Source organism: Streptomyces sp. MMG1121, assembly GCF_001280015.1.
Lineage (GTDB): Bacteria > Actinomycetota > Actinomycetes > Streptomycetales > Streptomycetaceae > Streptomyces.
Genome location: NZ_LGDV01000201.1, coordinates 280,472 through 298,310 on the forward strand (window position 1 = coordinate 280,472; position 17,839 = coordinate 298,310).

Genomic DNA, 17,839 nt, shown 5'->3' on the forward strand with positions numbered 1-17,839 from the left:
CGGACGGTACGGGCCGCCGCGGCCGGAGGTTCAGAAGTGCGGGACGACCACGGAGGTGGCCACCAGCCCGTCGCGCACAACCCACCGGCCCTCGAAGGCCTGGAGCCTGCGGCCTGCGACCAGTGGTCCGGGGACGAGGAGGTCGGCGCGCAGGGTGCCGTGCGGCCGGCCGTCCGGGTCCGGGTGCAGGGTGATGTCGGCCTCGGAGAAGTCCAGCCACTTGCGGGTGAGCGGGAACCACGCCTTGTAGACGGACTCCTTGGCGCTGAACAGGATCCGGTCCCCGTGCACGTCGGGCCGCCGCGCGGCGAGCCGGGCGAGCCGTTCGGCCTCGGCGGGCAGGAAGACGGACTCGCCGACCCCCTCCGGCAGCGGCCCGTGCGGCTCGGCGTCGATACCGAGAGAGGCCAGGTCGCCGACGCGGGTGAGCACGGCGGCGCCGTAGCCGTCGCAGTGGGTCATGCTGCCGATCAGGCCCGCCGGCCAGACCGGGGCGCCCCGCTCACCGCTGACGACGGGCTGCGGCGGCACGCCGAGCTTCTCCATGGCGCGCCGGGCGCACCCGCGTACGGCGGCGAACTCACGACGGCGCTTGGTCACCGCGCGCGCGACGAGCGCCTCCTCCTCGGGGAAGAGCGGGGCGTCCCACAGCGGATCGTCACGGTGTGCCTCCACGACCACGACCGACTCCGGGAGCAGCTCCTCGATCACCGGCTTCGACCTCCAACGGCAGGATACGGCGCAGCCGGCCCGGGGGCTCCGGACGCTTGCGCCACTCTCGGGGGTAGCCCACGGACACCTCCACGAAGCGGACTCCGTCGTGAAAGGTGGTGCGGGGGATGTGCAGATGGCCGTAGACCATGGTCGCGATGGGGAACCGGCGGTGCCAGTCGGCGGTCAGCGTGGTGCCGCACCACATGGCGAACTCGGGGTGCCACAGGATCTCGGTGGGGTGCCGGTGCAGCGGGTAGTGGTTGGCCGGGATGACGGGCAGCCCGTCCGGGAGCGCGGCGAGCCGGCGCTCGGTCTCGGCGACCCGGGCCCGGCACCAGGCGTCCCGGGTCGGGTAGGGATCGGGATGCAACAGGTACTCGTCGTTGCAGATGATGCCCGTGCTCTCCGCGTAGGCCAGGCCCTCGGCCTTGGTGGCGCAGCCGGCCGGCAGGAAGGAGTAGTCGTACCCGAGGAAGAGCGGGGCGACGGCGACCGGGCCGCCCGGGCCCTCCCACACCGGGTAGGGGTCCTCGGGGGTGACCACTCCCAGCTCGCGGCACATCTCGACCAGGTGCTCGTAGCGAGCGACGCCCCTCAGGGTGACGGTGTCCTTCGGGTGGGTCCACAGGTCGTGGTTGCCCGGTGCCCACAGCACCTTGCGGAAGCGGCCCGCGAGCGTGGCGAGGGTCCAGCGGATGTCGGCGACGGTCTCGGCGATGTCACCGGCCACGATCAGCCAGTCGTCGTCGCTCGTGGGACGCATGCCCTCGACCAGAGCGCGGTTCTCCGCATAGGTGATGTGCAGGTCGCTGATGGCCAGCAGCTGTCCGGCCCCGGCCGTCGACTCCACCCCGTACCCCTTTCCGATCATCCTCAGCCCGCACCACAAGAACACATTCCCGGATCCGGGACAAGGGGGTCCCCGGCCGCGTGGCGGGCACGGCGGGGGCACGAGAAGGTCGGGAAGGTGCCGGTATTCCGTAACACCCGCGTTGCACGCGGGGGCTCTTGAAAGCCGTATGATCGCCCCGACACCGGCTCCCCAACCTCCCTTTTCACGGGGGCTGTTCGGTGACCCTTCCTCCCTTCTGCCCGGGCACGGGCCGCTCCGCCCTGCCCGAAAACCCCCGAAAGGCGGCCTGCATGCTTTCTCGCGTACGCGTCTGGCTCAACCGCACGTACGCGGAGAACGTCTTCTTCATGGAACAGCTGCGGAGAAATCCCAGCGACCGTGCCGTGGAGATCCATGCGACGCACGGGGACCCCGACTCCCCCGTGCTGGCCGCCGCCGACACCGCCGACCTGGAGCCGGAGGGCCTGTCCCCGGCCGCCTACGTCGAGTACGCCCTCGACCAGTGCGCCCGGCGCGGCATCGACGTCTTCGTGCCCCGGCTGCACCAGGCGGCGGTCGTCGCGCACCGCGCCGAGTTCGCGGCGGCCGGTACGGCGCTGCTGGCGCCGACGCCGCAGGCGGTGGCGGTGTTCGAGGACAAGGCGACCGCGTACGAGGCGGTCCGCTCGGTGGGGGTCCCGGTGCCGCCGTGGTGGCGGGTGCGCTCGGCGGACGAACTCGTCGCCGCTGTGGAGGAGTTGGAGTCCGCCGGTCACAAGGCGTGCTTCAAGCCGGCCGCCGGTGCGGGCGGGGTCGGCTTCCGGGTGATCACCCGCGCCCCGTTCTCGCTGGCCCATCTCGCGGGCTTCCCGGGCCCGTACGTACAGCTGGACCTGGTCCTGGAGGCGCTGCGGCAGGCGGCGGAACCGGTGGACTGGCTGGTGATGCCGCGCCTGGAACAGCCCGAGGTGTCCGTCGACGTCCTGGCCGGTCCGGACAACCGGGTGCGGCTCGCGGTGGGCCGCACGAAGAACGGCCGCCGGCGGGGCTTCACCCTGGACGAGCGGTGGCTTGCCCCGGCCCGGCTGATCGCGGAGGGCTTCGGGCTGCACTACCTGTCCAACATCCAGTTCCGCATGTACGGCGACCGGCCGGTGCTTCTGGACGTCAACACGCGGCCCGCCGGGGGGCTGCACCAGCTGTCGCTCTGCGGGGTGAACGCTCCTTGGGCGGCTGTGCAGTTGGCGCTCGGCGAGGACCCCGGGGTGGTGAAGCCGCCGTTCCTCGGGCAGGACTACGCGGTGGTGTCGGGGCCCCGGCCGTTGTTGCCCGTGACTCTTCCCCGACAGCGGGAGGAGGAGGTCGTGCTGCCGGTGGCGCTCTTGCCCGTACAGGCGGCTCCGGCGGCGCAGGCACTGCCTCTCTAGGCCAGGTACAGCCCCGCGCCCCTTCCGGGGCGCGGGGGTCGCTCAGCGCCCCACGGCCAGCCGCAGTGTCCGCACCTCGAACGGCCGCAGGGTCACCGGTACGGCGTTCCCGTCCGTCTGCGCCGGGGCCAGCGGGCGTTCCAGCAGGTCCGTGACCTCGGCGCCGGCCAGCGGGAACCCGGTGCGCAGGACGCCGCCGGCGCGGCCGCCCCGGGACTCGTACAGCCTCACCACCACGTCCCCGGAGCCGTCGTCGGCGAGCTTGATCGCCTCCACGGTGACGCCCGCGCCCTCGGTGGAGACGACGGGCTCGGGCTCGCCCGCCGAATCCGCCACCCGGAGCGGGAGGTTGAGGGCGTAGCCCTCGGCGACCGCGTCCTCGATGCTCGCGCCGGGCAGCAGGGCGTAGGTGAAGCGGTGGCGGCCCTGGTCGGCCTCGGGGTCGGGGACGCGCGGGGCGCGGACCAGGCTGAGGCCGACCCTGGTCGTCGTACCCCCGTCCTCGCGGACCGTGCGGGTGACGTCGTGACCGTAGGTGGAGTCGTTGATGACGGCGACGCCGTATCCGGGTTCGGCGATGTGCACCCAGCGGTGGCCGGAGACCTCGAAACGGGCCGCCTCCCAGGTGGTGTTGGTGTGGGTGGGCCGCTGGACGTGGCCGAACTGGATCTCGGCGCAGGAGTGCGGGGCGCGCAGGTCGACCGGGAAGCCCGCCTTGAGGATCTTCTCCGTCTCGTGCCAGTCGATGTCCGTCTCGAAGTCGACGCGGGCGCTGCCGGCGCGGACGGTGATCGTCTGGGTGATCCGGGAGCCCTTGCCGAAGGAGCGGACCACCCGGATCGCGCCGACGAGGGGGCCCTCCTCGACCACGGTGACCGAGTCGGGCTCCAGCAGGTCGGTGTAGCGGTTGCGGTAGTGCTTGTCGATGTCCCAGGCGTCCCAGCAGTTGGGCAGGTCGGTGTGGAGACGGAGCAGGTTGCCGGGGCCGGCGAGGACTTCGCGCGCCGACCGCAGATCGAATACGGACGACAGCGTTCCGTCCTCTGCCATCCGTACCCGGACGATCCCGTTCTCCAGGGTGTGTCCGCCGACCGTCACCGCTTGCGGGGGCTCGGCCGGGGTGAGGGGCGCGGAGCCGTTCGCGGGCACCCGCACGTACACCGGTGCGCCCTCGGGGGTGCGGACCACCTCGGCGCGGTCGCGGGGGCCGGTGTTGAACACGCGGGGCGCTCCGGCGCCCAGGGCGGTGATCGCCTCGCCGGTGAGCGCGGTCAGCTCCGCTGCCACACGGGCGTATTCGGCCTCGGCCTCGCGGTGCACCCAGGCGATGGAGGATCCGGGCAGGATGTCGTGGAACTGGTGCAGCAGGACCGTCTTCCACAGGCGGTCCAGCTTCTCGTGCGGGTAGGCGTAGCCCGGCGCGTGCAGGGCGGCCGTGGTGGCCCACAACTCGGCCTCGCGCAGCAGGTGTTCGCTGCGGCGGTTGCCCTGCTTGGTGCGGGCCTGGGTGGTGTAGGTGGCGCGGTGCAGCTCCAGGTACAGCTCGCCCACCCAGACGGGGGCGTTCGGGTACTCGGCGCGGGCCTTGGCGAAGAACGCGTCCGGGTGCTCGATCTCGACCTTCGCCGAGCCCTCCAGGTCCTTGAGCCGACGGGCGCGTTCCATGATCTCGCGCGTGGGCCCGCCGCCGCCGTCGCCCCAGCCGAAGGGGGCCAGGGAGCGGGTGGCGCCGCCCTTCTCGGCGTAGTTGCGCACGGCGCGGGACATCTCCTCGCCGCTGAACCGGGCGTTGTAGGTGTCGATGGGCGGGAAGTGGGTGAAGATCCGGGTGCCGTCGATGCCCTCCCACCAGAAGGTGTGGTGGGGGAAGGTGTTGGTCTGGTTCCAGGAGATCTTCTGGGTGAGGAACCAGTCGTTGCCGGCGAGTTTGGCCAGCTGTGGGTAGGCGGCGGTGTAACCGAAGGAGTCCGGCAGCCAGACGCCCTTGGTCTCGATGCCGAAGTGGTCCATGAAGAACCGCTTGCCGTGGACCAGTTGGCGGGCGAGGGCCTCGCCGCCGGGCAGATTGCCGTCGGCCTCCACCCACATGCCGCCGACCGGCGCCCACTGCCCCTTCTGCACCGACTTCTCGATCCGCTCCCACACGTGCGGGTAGTTGTCGCGGACCCACTCGTACTGCTGGGCCTGGGAGCAGGCGAAGACGAACTCCTCGTACTCGTCGGCGAGCGCGGTGACGTTGGAGAAGGTCCTGGACGTCTTGCGCTTGGTCTCGCGGATCGGCCACAGCCAGGCGGAGTCGATGTGGGCGTGTCCGACGCCGGAGAGGACGTGCGCGCTGGCGTGGGCGGGCTTGGCGAGCACCGGGCGCAGACACTCCCGTACGGCGGGCGCCGAGCCGGAGACGTCGTCCAGGTCGAGCAGGTCCATGACCCGGTCGAGGGCGTGTGTGATCTCGTGCCGGCGCGGGTCGTGCTCGCCGAGTTCCCGCATCAGTTCGCGCAGCACCTGCACGTCCAGGTCGAGATGGAAGACCTGCTCGTCGAGGACGGCGAGATCGGCGCGGCGGAAGGTGTACAGGGGACGGTCGCCCGCTGTCCGTACGTCGCCGAGCGGGGTCGGTGCGGCGAAGCCGTTCGCGAGGACGTCCGGATTGGAGGCCGCCTCCACCAGGTACTCGACCGTCTCACCGCCGGCCGCCGGGCGGGCGACCGGCACGTACTGGTTGAGCGGGTTGACCGCCTTCAGCGGGGTGCCGTCGGTGCGGTGGACGAGGGCCTCGGCCTGGTTGCCGGGCCAGTCGCCCACGAAACCGAGGTCGATGACGGACTCGACGCGCTCGCCGGCCCATGCGGCGGGCACCCGGCCGCGCATCCGGAACCAGGTCGTGCCCCACGGCGGACCCCACGGGGTGTGCGGGGCGAACGGCGTGTACGGGGCGGCCGCGGCCTCCTCGAAGGGGACCGGTTCCCCGGGCGCCTGCCAGGCCGCCACCTCGAAGGGGACGCTGGCCGCGTAGATCGCGGGCTTGATGCGCTGGTCGTGGAGGCGCGCGACGCGCTCCTCGATGCGGCGGCGTTCGTCGTGCATGGCGGTCTCCAGGAGGGAGAGACGAGCAAAGGGACGGAAAGCGCTTGCTAGAACTGCTCACCCAAGGTACGCGAGGCCAGGATGGACCTCGGCATAGCCCTCGACCAGCCTGCGGGCCACGTTGACCGAGTCGACCAGCGGATGCAGGGCGAAGGCCTTCACAGCGGTGGCGCGGGAGCCGGACTCGGCGGCGGCGAGCACCTCCCGCTCGACGGCCTTGACCGAACTGACCAGTCCGGTGGCGTGGCCGGGCAGCGGATCGACCGCGACGGGATGGGCGCCGTTGGCGTCGACCAGGCAGGGAACCTCGATGACGGCGTCCGCGTCGAGGGCCGCGAGGGTGTTCCGGTTGCGCACGTTGAGGATGAGGGTGGTCCGCTCGTCGCGGGCGATGGCCCGCATCAGGGCGAGGGCGACCTTCTCGTAGCCGCCGGACAGATCGTCGGCCTCGCGCTCGCCCGCACCGGCGCTCTCCCGGTTCTCGGCCATGTAGGTGGCCTCGCGCTCGGCCCTGGTGCGGTCCCACGCGTCCAGCGCGGACCGGTCGGTGTGCAGGGCCTCGTCGTAGAACCGGGCCTGCTGGTCGCGCAGAAAGGCACCCCGGGTCTGCTCGGCCTCCTGGTAGGCGCGTACGGCTTCCCGGTTGAAGTAGTAGTAGTGCAGGTACTCGTTGGGGATCGCGCCGAGCGAGCGCAGCCAGTCGGCGCCGAAGAGCCTGCCCTCCTCGAAGGAGCCGAGCAGGGCGGGGTCGGCGAGCAGGCGCGGGAGTTCGTCGCGCCCGGCGACGCGCAGCCCGCGCACCCAGCCGAGGTGGTTGAGGCCCACGTAGTCGATGAAGGTCCGCTTCGGGTCGGCGCCGAGGACGCGGGCGATACGGCGGCCGAGGCCGACGGGTGAGTCGCAGATGCCGATGACGCGGTCGCCGAGGTGCCGGGACATGGCCTCGGTGACCAGGCCGGCCGGGTTGGTGAAGTTGATGACCCAGGCGTCCGGGGCGAGGCGCGCCACACGCCGGGCGATGTCGACGGCGACGGGGACGGTGCGCAGACCGTAGGCGATGCCGCCCGCGCCGACGGTCTCCTGACCGAGGACGCCCTCGGCGAGCGCCACCCGCTCGTCGTTCGCCCGGCCTTCCAGGCCGCCGACGCGGATCGCGGAGAAGACGAAGTCGGCGCCGGTGAGGGCCTCGTCGAGGTCGGTGGTGGCGCTCACCCCCGGTGCGTCGGGGATCTTGGCGGCCTGTCCATCCAGTACACGGGACACCGCATGCAGTCGGCGGTCGTCCAGGTCGTGGAGGACGACCTCGGTGACCCGCCCTTCCCCGTGGTCGGCCAGCAGGGCACCGTACACGAGCGGCACGCGGAACCCGCCGCCGCCCAGAATCGTCAGCTTCACGTCTGCACCCTTCCCCAGTCTTCCGCCACGAGCACCTCGGCTCCGGATTCCGGCGGGGCCGGCGTCCGCGAGCAGGACGCCCCGGTCGCTCGACGCCATCATGGCCCGCTCGACCGGCAGCTCGCGATCGGCGCCCGCCAGCTGACCGGGGACCTCGCCGAGGGGGCGGTCCGGTGACGGGCCGGGGTCCGGACACGCTCGCGTGCACGGGCCGGCACCGGCACCGGCGTCCTCGCGGGCCACTGGCCCGCCATCGAGTCCACGCCGGGTCTTCAGGGCGGCTTCATCCGGGAGTCCTGGGACCACGGAAGTGTGCGGCGCGTGAGCGACGGAAGACCGGCCGGGCGCGCGCACCCCGGGCCGCACGAGCACCAGGACAGCGCGGCTGCGCTCCGCATCCGGTGCTACCGGCACGAGGGAGTCGTCCTCGCCAACCACCGGTTCGTCCGGGGTCTGGGGCGGCTGGCGGCGACCTGGGAGCTGCTCCTGGCCGACGGCCGGACCCTGACCGCTCCCGCCGAGCTGCCCGATCTGCGGCTCGGCGAGACGGCGGCCGTACCCCTGCCGTTGCGGCTGCCGCGGGACGGCGGGGAGGCGTGGCTGACGCTGCGGGTGGTGACGGCGGCGGACGAGCCGTGGGCGCCGCGCGGTACGCAGCTGTGCGCGCCCCGGGTCCGGCTGCGGGCGACGGCCGTATCCGGGTCCGTTCCGGCGTCGGTCTCGTACGGCCCCCACACCACAGCCGCCCCTCCGGTCCCGCCCGGGATCCACCGCCGGAGCCGGACCCTGCGTGCCGTCTGACCCCGGACCTCCTTGCCCCCGACTCCCGCTCGTCCCACGAACGTTACGGAGCACACGTGTGTACGTCGCCTGATCACACCCAGGGTGAGGCCCCGCAGGCCGGTGCCGGCCGGCGCGGTTTCCTGCGGGCCACCGCCCTGCTGGGGGCCGCCGCCACGGCCGGGGTGGCCCTGCCGGGCAGCGCCGACGCGGCCCCGGCCGCCCGGCGGCCCGACCCGGACAGCCGCCGCTTCACGCTCGCCGTCATGCCGGACACCCAGTACCTCTTCGACGGGCCCAGCATCGACCCGCGGCCCTTCGAGGCCTCCTTGCGCTATCTGCTGGAGCACGGCCGGGACGAGAACATCGTCTTCCTCGCGCACCTGGGCGATCTCACCCAGAACGGCGCGGCGCCCGAGTTCGCCGCGATCGGGAAGGCGTTCGGCATCCTGGACCGGCGGGGCGCCGGTTACAGCGTGCTGGCCGGCAACCACGACGTCCGGTCCTCGACCGACGACCAGCGTGGCCCGACCCCGTATCTCGACACGTTCGGGCCGCGGCGTTTCCGGGGTGCGCGGACCTTCGGGGGCGCGTCCGACGACGGCTACAACACCTTCCACCTGTTCCGGGCCGCCGGGCGGGAGTGGATGGTGCTCGCGCTGGACTGGCGGCTGTCGGCGAAGGGATACGTGTGGGCGAAGGAGGTGCTCGGCGCACACCCGAAGACGGCGGTCGTCCTCACCACGCACGAACTGGTCGTCGCGGACGACACGTTGTCGGACTACGGACAGCAGCTGTGGGACCAGCTGATCGAGGACCACGACCAGATCTTCCTGACCCTGAACGGCCACTACTGGCCGGCGGGCCGGGCGACCCGCAGGAACGCGGCCGGCAACGACGTCCATCTGCACCTCACGAACTACCAGAACCGCTACTTCGGCGGCGCCGCGATGATCCGGCTCTACCGGTTCGACCTGGACCGGAACGTCATCGACGTGGAGACGGTCTCGCCCTGGATCCTCGGCCGGGCCGGGCAGGGCCTCAATGAGCTGGAGCGGCAGGAGATCGAGCTGAGCGGTGACGCGGACCGGTTCTCGGTCGCGGTCGACTTCGCGGACCGCTTCGCCGGCTTCGATCCGGTGCCGGCCCGCCCGGCGCGGCCCGCGTCGACGATGGTGATCCCCGGCACGGCCGCCTACTGGCGCTTCGAGTCGGCCGTCTCCGGCACCGGCACCGTCCGCGACCGGTCCGGCCGGGGCAACGACCTCACCGTGGTCTCGGTGGGCGGCGGCACGCTCGGCTGGTCGGCCGACCATCACCCCGACCAGCCCGGCCACGGCAGCCTGGAGTTCCAGGGGTACAAGTCGCCGCTGAAGGGCGCGTATCTGCGGACCGTCGAGGGGGCTCCCCTCAACTCGGCGGAATTCGAGGACGGTTACACCATCGAGGCCTTCTACCGGCTCCCCGCCGACTGGGACGCCTCGCACCACGCCTGGTCCGGTCTGGTCAGCCGCACCGGCCGCAACGGCTTCGCCGGCCCGGTCACGGACGATCCGGACGAGCCGCTCGCCACCTTGTCGATCACCGACGGGCCGGGCCCGCAGTGGGCGGTCCGCCCGCTCGACCAGCGCCGGCTCGCCACCAACTGGGGAGACGAGACGGCCCGCGAGACCTGGTGGCATCTCGCCGTGGTCAACGACGGACGGCACACGACCCTGTACGTCCAGGGCTGCCCGGTGGCCCGCAACCCGCACGCCGCGGCCGTCGGCATCGCCTCGGCCGGACTGCCCTGGCTGCTCGGCGGCTACGAGTACGCCGGGAAGATCGACCAGATCCTGCACGGCCGCCTCGGCGACGTGCGGATCGTCGCGCGGGCGCTGCCCGTCTCCGCCTTCATGACCCACTGACGCCGCCCCCCTTCCCGAGGCTCCCGAGGATCACCATGACCGAACAGCAGCTGCCCGAGTGGGCGGACCCGGCCGTCGCCCCCGCCCACCTCGACGCCCAGGGCCTGTCCCGGCGCCAACTCCTGTGCCGTGCGGGCCTGTTCGGTGCCGCCTTCGCCCTCGGACCGGCGGCGGCACCCGCCCTGGCGGCCGACGGCCGGCGCCTCGGCGGCCACGACCCGCGCCTCGCCTATCTCGTCGGCGACCACCACGTGCACTCCGTCTACAGCCACGACGCCAAGTACACGTTCTCCCAGCAGGCCACCGCCGCCGCTCGCTACGGCCTGGACTGGATGGTGTTCAACGAGCACTCCAATTTCGGGCACGCGTACTACGGCGCCGCGATGGAGCACCGGGAGATCCTCAGGGCCCGGGCCGAGAACCCGCGCCGGCTGATCTTCCAGGGCCTGGAGTGGTACATCCCGGCCGCCGAGCACTGCACGGTCTTCGCCGCGCCCGGCCCGCACGAGGTGGACCTGCTCACGCGGTTCGAGCTGGCCCACGACGGGAAGCTGCTCGGCTACGACAAGGGCGGCGCCGCCGACGCGGACACCGCCCGCAACGAGGCCCACGCGGTCAAGGCGATCAAGTGGCTGGCCGAGCAGCGACGCAACGGGTACGTCGACGACGTGCTCGTCCTCGCCAACCACCCGCTGCGCCTCGGCATCGACTCCCCGCACGAGCTGCGTGCCTGGCGGGACGCGGCCCCGGAGATCGTGATCGGTATGGAGGGCGCGCCCGGCGCCCAGGGGGCGGCCATCCCGGCGCTGCGCGGTTCGGCCTCGATCCGCGGCGAGTACGAGAACAGGCCGTCCGCACAGTCGTGGTCCGGTTACCCGGCGGACGCCTATGTGACCTACGGCGGTTTCGACTGGGCGACCGCGACCGTCGGCGGCCTGTGGGACTCGATGCTGGCCGAGGGCAGGCTGTTCTCGATCACCAGCAACTCCGACAACCACCGTACGGTCTTCGACACCTGGAAGAACGGCGACTGGGCGCCCGGCCGGAACTTCGACAACACCGGAAAGCTGCCCGACCCGGTGGACACGGACACCGCGCAGCCGGGCAGCGACTTCTGGCCGGGCGAGTTCAGCCGCACCCACGTCGGTGTCACCGGCTACGGCTACCGCTCGGTGATGGCGGGCCTGCGCGCGGGCCGGGTGTGGGTCGACCACGGGCATCTGCTCGACGGGCTCGACGTGCGGGTGAAGCGGGACTGCGACGCCGGTCCGGGCGTCACGCTCGGCGGCCGGCTGCGGGTCCGCGCGGGCGAGCGGATCACGCTGTCCGTGACGGTCACGACGGCATCGCGCCCCAACCCGCAGGGGATTCTCCCGCAGTTGGCCCAGGTGGACGTCGTCCGGGGTGCCGTACGCGGCCCGGTCGCCGACCGGGACACCTGGCGGGCACCGGACACCAGGGTCGTGCACACCACGGACGTCAGCGGCCGTGCGGGCACCTACACCCTGCGCGTCCCGCTCACCGCCGGCGACGAGTCCTTCTACGTCCGGCTGCGCGGCAGCGACGGCAACCGGCACGGAACGGGTTACCTCGGCGCGGCCGTCGACCCGCACGGCCCGATCCCGCACGAGCCCGGAAACGGCGACCCGTGGGCCGACACCTGGTTCTACTCCAACCCCGTCTTCGTCGACGTGACCGGAGCCCGGTGATCGACTGCCCACGCACCCGCGGCTGCTGATCCGGCCCCTCCGTACGCATACTGTCAGCGGTGACAGCCCCGCCGGAGCAGGCCGGCGGGGTCGCACGGTGGCAGGTGAGGCGGTGGGTGCCGGTGAGCGAGCGGTCCGCGGCCGACCGGCTGCTGGGCGTGCTCGCCGCGTTCGACCACGCCCACCCGGCCCTGTCGCTGACGGACATCAGCCGTCGGGCCGGGCTGAGCCTGACCACCGCGCACCGGCTGGCGGGCGCGCTGACCGCGTGGGGTGCGCTGGAGCGCGACGCGTCCGGGGTCTACCACGTGGGGCTGCGGCTGTGGGAGGTGGCCGCGCTCGCTCCGCGCGGCCTGGGGCTGCGGCAGCTGGCACTGCCGTATCTGGAGGATCTGTACGAGGCGACGCACGAGAACGTGCAGTTGGCCGTGCGGGACGGTACGGAGGTCGTGTACGTCGAGTGGCTCTCGGGCCGTTCGGCGGTGGGCGTGCACATCCGCGTCGGCGCGCGCTGGCCGCTGCACGCCACCGGGGTCGGGCTCGCCCTGCTCGCGCACGCCGATCCGGGTCTTCAGGAGGAGTACTGCGCCGGACCGCTCGCCCCCTTCACGCCGTACACGATCACCGATCCGCTACGGCTGCGGCGCACGCTCGCCGAAGTACGGCGCTCGGGTGTGGCGGTGAGCGAGCGCCAGGTGACCGAGGACGCGCTGTCGGTGGCCGCGGCCGTACACGGGCCCGGCGGGCAGGTGGTCGCGGCGGTGTCGGTGGTGGTGCCCCGGGCGGCCGCCCGGGTGCCGGCGCTGGCGCCGGCGGTCCGGCTGGCGGGGCGCGGGATCTCCCGGGCGCTCGGCTGGCGGCCGGAGCGCGGCGAGCCGTGACCCGGGCAGGCCCGGTTCACGGCCTCGGTTGACGCCAGGCCGATGATCATGGGCTCGGTGCAGGTCGGGAGCGTGCCTACCAAAGCTCGGCGTTCGGGTGGGGCCGGGCCTGGAGCCGGTTGCGCAGCCCGATCTCCTCGGCGGTGAGCGCCTCTCCGGGACGGCGGATGCGTACGGGCATGGGCCGCAGGGGCAGGCCGTCGTCCACCGCGGCGGCCCCGGCTTCCGCGAGTGCCCGGTAGAGCGAGGCGACCGAAGGCGACTTCCCCGCGTCCTTGCCGGTCTTGAGGGTGAGCTTCTTGGCGATCCCGGGGACGGGGACGCCCTTGTCCTTCCGCGCGACGGCGAAGGCGAGCATGTCGTCGTCGATGACCTTCGGGCGTCCGCCGTGGTTGCCCTGGGACTTTCGCGAACGGCGACCTGCGGAAACGCGATCACTCCGGGGGCTGAGAATGACCGTGTGTGACGCACGGTCGGTGGCGGCTGTGAAAATCGCTGTCCGGTCGCCGGAACGCGGTGATAGGGATTCGGGGTGACAATGACACTCGAGTTCCCCGTTCTGCTGCGACTGATCGACGAACGGTCGACTGCCTTCCGCGCCGCGATCGCCTCCGCGCCCAGCCTCGACGTACAGGTGCCGACCTGCCCCGAGTGGACGCTGTTCGATCTGGCGCAGCACATCGGCGAGGGGCGCCGCGACTGGGCCGCCACCGTCGCCGCAGGGCCTGCTCCGGCCAAGTCAGCAGCGGAGGGCGCCCCGGCTGCGCCTCGGGAGCGCGAGGCCCTGCTGGCCTGGTTGGCGGAGTCCACGGAGCAACTGCTGGACGCATTGCGGAACGCCGGCCCGGATCGTGGTTGCTGGACGTGGTGGGAGACGTCGCAGTCGCCGCAGACCTCCGGTGCCGTAGCTCGGCACCAGCTCCAGCAGATGGCGGTGCACACCTACGACGCCCAGATCACCCTGGGTGCCCCGCAGCCGCTGCCGACCGAGGTGGCACTCGACGGTGTCGACGAGTTCCTGTCCACCTGCGTCGCAACGACGAGTGCCTGGCCACACAAGCCCGCTGTCGTCGACTTCCACGCCTCCGAGGGCCGCTCCTGGCGCCTCTCGCTCTCCGCCGACGGCGCACGGACCGCCCGTCTCCCCGGGCCCGGCACCATATCGGCCACCGCTGCCGACCAGGACCCGGACGCGGACGCGGCCGCGGCCAACGCCTCCGCCCGGGGCACGGCCGACGAGCTGGTCCTCATCCTGCACGACCGTATCCCGTTCAACTCCCTGGAGCTCGACGGCGACCCACGTCTCTTCGACCAGCTCAGCGCCTGGGACCCGGACGAGTAAGACGTGACGATGGGCCCCCGCGTACGCCCCGAGGCGTGCCTCCCCTCAACGGGTACAGCCACGCCGCGGTGGCCTCGGGGCCGCTGGGGGAGCAGACCGCCACGGCCGCGAAGCGGCTGACCAAGGGCGGCGGCCCACAAGCTGATCGGCGCGCCTGGTCGGCACCTGACGCCGTCAGTTCTCCGCGCCGTCCTCGTCGTCGAGTCCGGCCGCGTCCGGGCCGCGCAGCGGGCGCAGGGCGCGGTGGCCAGGGTGGAGGCGGTGAAGCCGTAGCGGCCGAGCACCTTGAGGTCGCGGTGGTTGAGCGCCGAGGGCGCCGGCGACACCTCGGTGGACGGCTACGAGTTCTACGACAGCTCGATGGTCGGTGACGTGGTGATCGTGACGGACTCCGGCGAGCGGACGGTCGATCCGGCCAACGGTCTCAACGGCTGGAACCTGTCGTGGGCCGGCTGGAGGGCCGGCAGCGCGGTCTGAGCCGGTACGGGTGACTTCACCCGGTGAACTCCCCTGCGAATCAAGGACTTTCCTTGCTTCAAGGCTTGACGGCCGCAGAGGCGGGGAGCACATTGGCGACACTCTGAGAGCGCTCTCAGCCGATCAGACGTGGGAGCGCTCTCACACCGCTCCCGCACCCCCGTACCCGAGAGGCCCCCATGAGTGCATCCTCCGGCATACCCAGACCCCGCCCCGCGCACCGCCGTCCACTGCGGCGCGCGCTCGTCGCCGCCGTCGCCACGCTCGGCCTGGCCGCGGCCCTCGCCACGGCCGCCACCGCCCCCGCGGACGCCTCCGCACCCGCGCCCCCGTCGGGCTGGTCACAGGTCTTCGTCGACGACTTCGACGGGGCGGCCGGATCCGGCGTCAACACCTCCAACTGGCAGTACGACACCGGAACCTCGTACCCGGGCGGCGCCGCGAACTGGGGCACCGGCGAGGTCGAGACGATGACGTCGAGCACGAACAACGTCGCCCTGGACGGCAACGGCAACCTGCTCATCACCCCGCGCCGCGACGCCTCCGGCAACTGGACCTCCGGCCGGATCGAGACCACCCGCACCGACTTCCAGCCGCCGGCCGGCGGCAAGCTGCGCGTGGAGGCCCGGATCCAGATGCCGAACGTGACCGGGGACGCGGCCGTCGGCTACTGGCCCGCCTTCTGGATGCTGGGCGCCCCCTTCCGCGGCAACTACCAGAACTGGCCGGGCGTCGGCGAGCTGGACGTCATGGAGAACGTCAACGGCCTGAACAAGACGTGGGCCACGATGCACTGCGGCACGAGCCCCGGCGGACCGTGCAACGAGACCACGGGCCTCGGCAACTCCACCGCCTGCCCGAACACCACCTGCCAGTCCGGCTTCCACACCTACACGATGGAGTGGGACCGCTCCGTGAGCCCGGAGGCGATCCGCTTCTACGTCGACGGCGTCAACTACCAGACGGTCACCGCGAATCAGGTGGACGCGACGACCTGGGCCAACGCCACGAACCACGGCTTCTTCGTCATCCTGAACGTGGCGATGGGCGGAGGCTTCCCCGCGGCGTTCGGCGGCGGCCCGACCGGCGCCACCGACCCGGGCCACCCGATGGCCGTGGACTACGTCCAGGTGCTCCAGTCCGGTGGGGGCGGCGGCACCACTCCCCCGCCGACCGGCAACCGGGACGCCTACAGCGCCATCCAGGCCGAGTCGTACGACAGCCAGTCCGGCACCAGCACCGAGACCACCACCGACACCGGGGGCGGCCAGGACATCGGCTCCCTCGCGGGCGGTGACTGGGCGCTGTACAAGGGGGTGAACTTCGGTTCCACGGCGGCCACCCAGTTCTACGCCCGGGTGGCGAGCGGGGCCGCGTCCGGGGTGAGCGGCCTGGTCGAGGTACGGCTGGACAGTCCGGGCAACGCACCGATCGGCAGCTTCGCGGTCGGCAACACCGGGGGCTGGCAGTCCTGGCGGACGATCCCGGCCAACATCGGCGCGGTGACCGGCACGCACGATGTCTATCTGACCTTCACCAGCGGCCAGCCGGCCGACTTCGTGAACGTCAACTGGTTCGACTTCGGGCACTGAACCGGGCCGAACGGGCAGTTGGCGCCGGGGAGTTGACGATCACGCACGCGTCAACCCCCGGCGCCGCTCACGGGGTCCGGCAGGGGAGCCGCAGCACGGTGCCGGAACCGGCGGCACGACCGTGGTGGCGGAACGCGAAGGGCTGGCCTTCTTCCAGGGCGACGGGCTCGTCGAGTTCCACGGTCACCCGGGCTCCGTGCAGCGGCCGGACCACGTCGGCGCCGTCGAGCGGCACGACCGTCCCCCACACCGCGGCGGTGCGGAGGTGGAAGCGGAGGCGGGCGCCCGGGACCACGTCCGCACCACCCCGCCCCTCGGACAGCAGGGTGATCTCGGCGGTGAAGCCTGCATGTGCGCCGATCGAACCCGGCGCGGCGAGCACCTGGCCCCGCTCGACGGCGTCCGTGGCGACGCCGCGCAGCAGCACCCCCACGTTCATGTGCGCACACGCCTCCCGGACGCGCACCCCGCCCTGCTCGATGTCCGCGACGAGGGCGGTCGCACCGCCGGCCGAACCGACGACCTCCACCGCGTCGCCCGTACGCACCGGGCCGCGCTCGATCCGCCCCGCCACCATGACCGCTCTGCCCTGCCGCAGCCGGAAGACGTCTTCGACGGGCATGAGGAACGCCGCCCCCGCGGCGTGCGCCGCCGGCCGACCTGCCGATCCACCCACGCGCAACCCGTGCCCCCTGTGTGACCGCACGCGGCACCGCGCACGGAAGGACAGTTTCTAGCGCAGCTCGGCCCGGAACGCCACCGGTGTCCGGCCGGTGTGCAGCTGGAAGAACTTGGAGAAGTTCGCCGCGTCGGGGAAGCCGACGGCCACGCCGACCCGGCCGATCGTCAGATCCGTGTGGGCGAGGAGGCGTTTGGCCTCCAGGATCACGCGTTTGTCGATGAAGCCCTTCGGGGTCTCGCCGGTCGCCGCCCGGACGGCGCGGACCAGGGTGCGGCGGGAGTAGCCGAGGGCGTCGGCGTAGGCGCTGACGCTGTGGTTGGTGGCGAAGCCCTGCTCGACGGCGTCGCGGAAGCGGGTGAAGGTGCTGTCCGTGCGCTGCCGGGAGGCCTCGGCGGAACTGGCCGCGAGGTGGGCGAGGCGCAGCAGGAACGCGGTGAGGGCGTGCCTGAGGACGGCCGTGTGCAGGCTGAGCGGGAGCGTTGCGGTGTCCTCGTACTCGCGCTGCAGTTGGTCCAGGGCACTGTGGAGGGCGGCGAGCTGGGCCGGGTCGGGGTGGAGCAGGGGCGGGAGGTCGTAGCGGTACAGGCCGGTCGCCTCGACGGTGGCCCGCGGCAGGAAGCCGGGCTGCATGGTCAGGACCGTTCCGTGGTACCCGGACTCCCGGGAGAAGCGGTGGACCTGTCCGGGGCGGATCCACAGCAGGTCGCCGGCCGCGGCCTCGTACTCGGCGAAGTCGATCATGTGTCGTACGGGGCCGTCGGTGAAGAGCATCACGACGTGGAAGTCGATGCGGTGGACGCGCTCCAGGGGGGCGTCGGCGTGCCAGGTGCGGTCGGTCCCCATGGGGCCGATCTGCATGCCGACGCGGCCGACGGCCAGCTCGGTCGGGAAGGGGAAGGTACGGATGGCGTCACCGCCGCCGGTCCCCTCGCCGTCCGCGCCGCCTCTACCGGCTTGCACCGTTGTGTCAACCATGTCCTTTTCGTGCCATCCCTGTCGCGCGATCACTGTCCC

General features: G+C 72.5%; 14 protein-coding genes and 1 pseudogene. 8 read left to right on the forward strand and 7 right to left on the reverse strand.

Translation table 11 applies throughout. From position 1 onward, the window contains the following. Positions 1 to 30: 30 nt before the first annotated feature. Together ADK64_RS26350 and ADK64_RS26355 are read right to left on the reverse strand one after the other, a co-directional pair. A complete protein-coding gene (locus ADK64_RS26350; protein ID WP_053662623.1) occupies positions 31 to 711 on the reverse strand; it encodes a 4'-phosphopantetheinyl transferase family protein in 681 nt (226 codons plus the stop codon). Beyond that, on the reverse strand, positions 659 to 1,564 hold the full coding sequence (locus tag ADK64_RS26355; protein ID WP_053662831.1) for a metallophosphoesterase family protein: 906 nt from the start codon (positions 1,562 to 1,564) through the stop codon (positions 659 to 661). The genes ADK64_RS26350 and ADK64_RS26355 overlap by 53 nt, the downstream gene beginning before the upstream one ends. Positions 1,565 to 1,857: 293 nt before the next feature. Between ADK64_RS26355 and ADK64_RS26360 the strand changes: the two genes are divergently transcribed. Further along, positions 1,858 to 2,973 carry an ATP-grasp domain-containing protein gene (locus ADK64_RS26360; RefSeq protein WP_053662624.1) on the forward strand — a complete coding sequence of 372 codons (1,116 nt, stop codon included), beginning with the start codon at positions 1,858 to 1,860 and terminating at the stop codon, positions 2,971 to 2,973. Between the two features lie 42 nt (positions 2,974 to 3,015). Here ADK64_RS26360 and ADK64_RS26365 read toward each other — a convergent pair whose 3' ends face one another. Both ADK64_RS26365 and ADK64_RS26370 read right to left on the reverse strand, forming a co-directional pair. Next, positions 3,016 to 6,060 (reverse strand): alpha-mannosidase, encoded by a 3,045-nt coding sequence (locus ADK64_RS26365; RefSeq protein WP_053662626.1) that lies wholly within the window; start codon positions 6,058 to 6,060, stop codon positions 3,016 to 3,018. A 57-nt stretch (positions 6,061 to 6,117) separates the two neighbouring features. Then, entirely contained in the window at positions 6,118 to 7,455 is a 1,338-nt protein-coding gene (locus tag ADK64_RS26370) for a 6-phospho-beta-glucosidase (protein ID WP_053662833.1), read from the reverse strand. Positions 7,456 to 7,668: 213 nt separating this feature from the next. Here ADK64_RS26370 and ADK64_RS26375 point away from each other — a divergent pair. From ADK64_RS26375 to ADK64_RS26390, 4 genes and pseudogenes are all read left to right on the forward strand, one after another. Then, positions 7,669 to 8,148, forward strand: a pseudogene (locus ADK64_RS26375) (DUF4981 domain-containing protein); the annotation flags it as partial. A gap of 164 nt (positions 8,149 to 8,312) precedes the next feature. Then, a complete protein-coding gene (locus tag ADK64_RS26380) occupies positions 8,313 to 10,142 on the forward strand; it encodes a LamG-like jellyroll fold domain-containing protein (RefSeq protein ID WP_053662631.1) in 1,830 nt (609 codons plus the stop codon). Positions 10,143 to 10,177: 35 nt separating this feature from the next. Then, positions 10,178 to 11,851 (forward strand): PHP domain-containing protein, encoded by a 1,674-nt coding sequence (locus ADK64_RS26385; RefSeq protein WP_053662633.1) that lies wholly within the window; start codon positions 10,178 to 10,180, stop codon positions 11,849 to 11,851. A gap of 122 nt (positions 11,852 to 11,973) precedes the next feature. After that, entirely contained in the window at positions 11,974 to 12,732 is a 759-nt protein-coding gene (locus tag ADK64_RS26390; protein ID WP_053662835.1) for an IclR family transcriptional regulator, read from the forward strand. A 76-nt stretch (positions 12,733 to 12,808) separates the two neighbouring features. On the opposite strand, the gene ADK64_RS46710 is transcribed toward ADK64_RS26390, so the two are convergent. Next, positions 12,809 to 13,090 carry a hypothetical protein gene (locus ADK64_RS46710; RefSeq protein WP_053662635.1) on the reverse strand — a complete coding sequence of 94 codons (282 nt, stop codon included), beginning with the start codon at positions 13,088 to 13,090 and terminating at the stop codon, positions 12,809 to 12,811. A 174-nt stretch (positions 13,091 to 13,264) separates the two neighbouring features. Between ADK64_RS46710 and ADK64_RS26400 the strand changes: the two genes are divergently transcribed. The 3 genes from ADK64_RS26400 to ADK64_RS26405 all read left to right on the forward strand — a co-directional run bounded on the left by ADK64_RS26400 (position 13,265) and on the right by ADK64_RS26405 (position 16,143). After that, a complete protein-coding gene (locus tag ADK64_RS26400; protein WP_107093084.1) occupies positions 13,265 to 14,074 on the forward strand; it encodes a maleylpyruvate isomerase N-terminal domain-containing protein in 810 nt (269 codons plus the stop codon). A 300-nt stretch (positions 14,075 to 14,374) separates the two neighbouring features. After that, positions 14,375 to 14,551, forward strand: coding sequence for a hypothetical protein (locus tag ADK64_RS46115; protein WP_159046331.1), 177 nt, complete (start codon positions 14,375 to 14,377; stop codon positions 14,549 to 14,551). A gap of 179 nt (positions 14,552 to 14,730) precedes the next feature. Next, positions 14,731 to 16,143 carry a glycoside hydrolase family 16 protein gene (locus tag ADK64_RS26405; protein WP_053662639.1) on the forward strand — a complete coding sequence of 471 codons (1,413 nt, stop codon included), beginning with the start codon at positions 14,731 to 14,733 and terminating at the stop codon, positions 16,141 to 16,143. 67 nt (positions 16,144 to 16,210) lie between these two features. On the opposite strand, the gene ADK64_RS26410 is transcribed toward ADK64_RS26405, so the two are convergent. Next, positions 16,211 to 16,765, reverse strand: coding sequence for an EF-Tu/IF-2/RF-3 family GTPase (locus ADK64_RS26410; RefSeq protein WP_053662641.1), 555 nt, complete (start codon positions 16,763 to 16,765; stop codon positions 16,211 to 16,213). Between the two features lie 111 nt (positions 16,766 to 16,876). Beyond that, positions 16,877 to 17,800, reverse strand: coding sequence for a helix-turn-helix domain-containing protein (locus ADK64_RS26415; protein ID WP_053662643.1), 924 nt, complete (start codon positions 17,798 to 17,800; stop codon positions 16,877 to 16,879). Positions 17,801 to 17,839: the final 39 nt, after the last annotated feature.

What these genes read in the sequence shown, in the direction of transcription:
- ADK64_RS26360 (WP_053662624.1), top strand. Translation starts at nt 1,858, where the DNA reads ATGCTTTCTCGCGTACGCGTCTGGCTCAACCGCACGTACGCGGAGAAC.
- ADK64_RS26365 (WP_053662626.1), bottom strand. Translation starts at nt 6,060, where the DNA reads ATGCACGACGAACGCCGCCGCATCGAGGAGCGCGTCGCGCGCCTCCAC.
- ADK64_RS26385 (WP_053662633.1), top strand. Translation starts at nt 10,178, where the DNA reads ATGACCGAACAGCAGCTGCCCGAGTGGGCGGACCCGGCCGTCGCCCCC.
- ADK64_RS46710 (WP_053662635.1), bottom strand. Translation starts at nt 13,090, where the DNA reads ATGCTCGCCTTCGCCGTCGCGCGGAAGGACAAGGGCGTCCCCGTCCCC.
- ADK64_RS26405 (WP_053662639.1), top strand. Translation starts at nt 14,731, where the DNA reads ATGAGTGCATCCTCCGGCATACCCAGACCCCGCCCCGCGCACCGCCGT.
- ADK64_RS26410 (WP_053662641.1), bottom strand. Translation starts at nt 16,765, where the DNA reads ATGCCCGTCGAAGACGTCTTCCGGCTGCGGCAGGGCAGAGCGGTCATG.
- ADK64_RS26415 (WP_053662643.1), bottom strand. Translation starts at nt 17,800, where the DNA reads ATGGTTGACACAACGGTGCAAGCCGGTAGAGGCGGCGCGGACGGCGAG.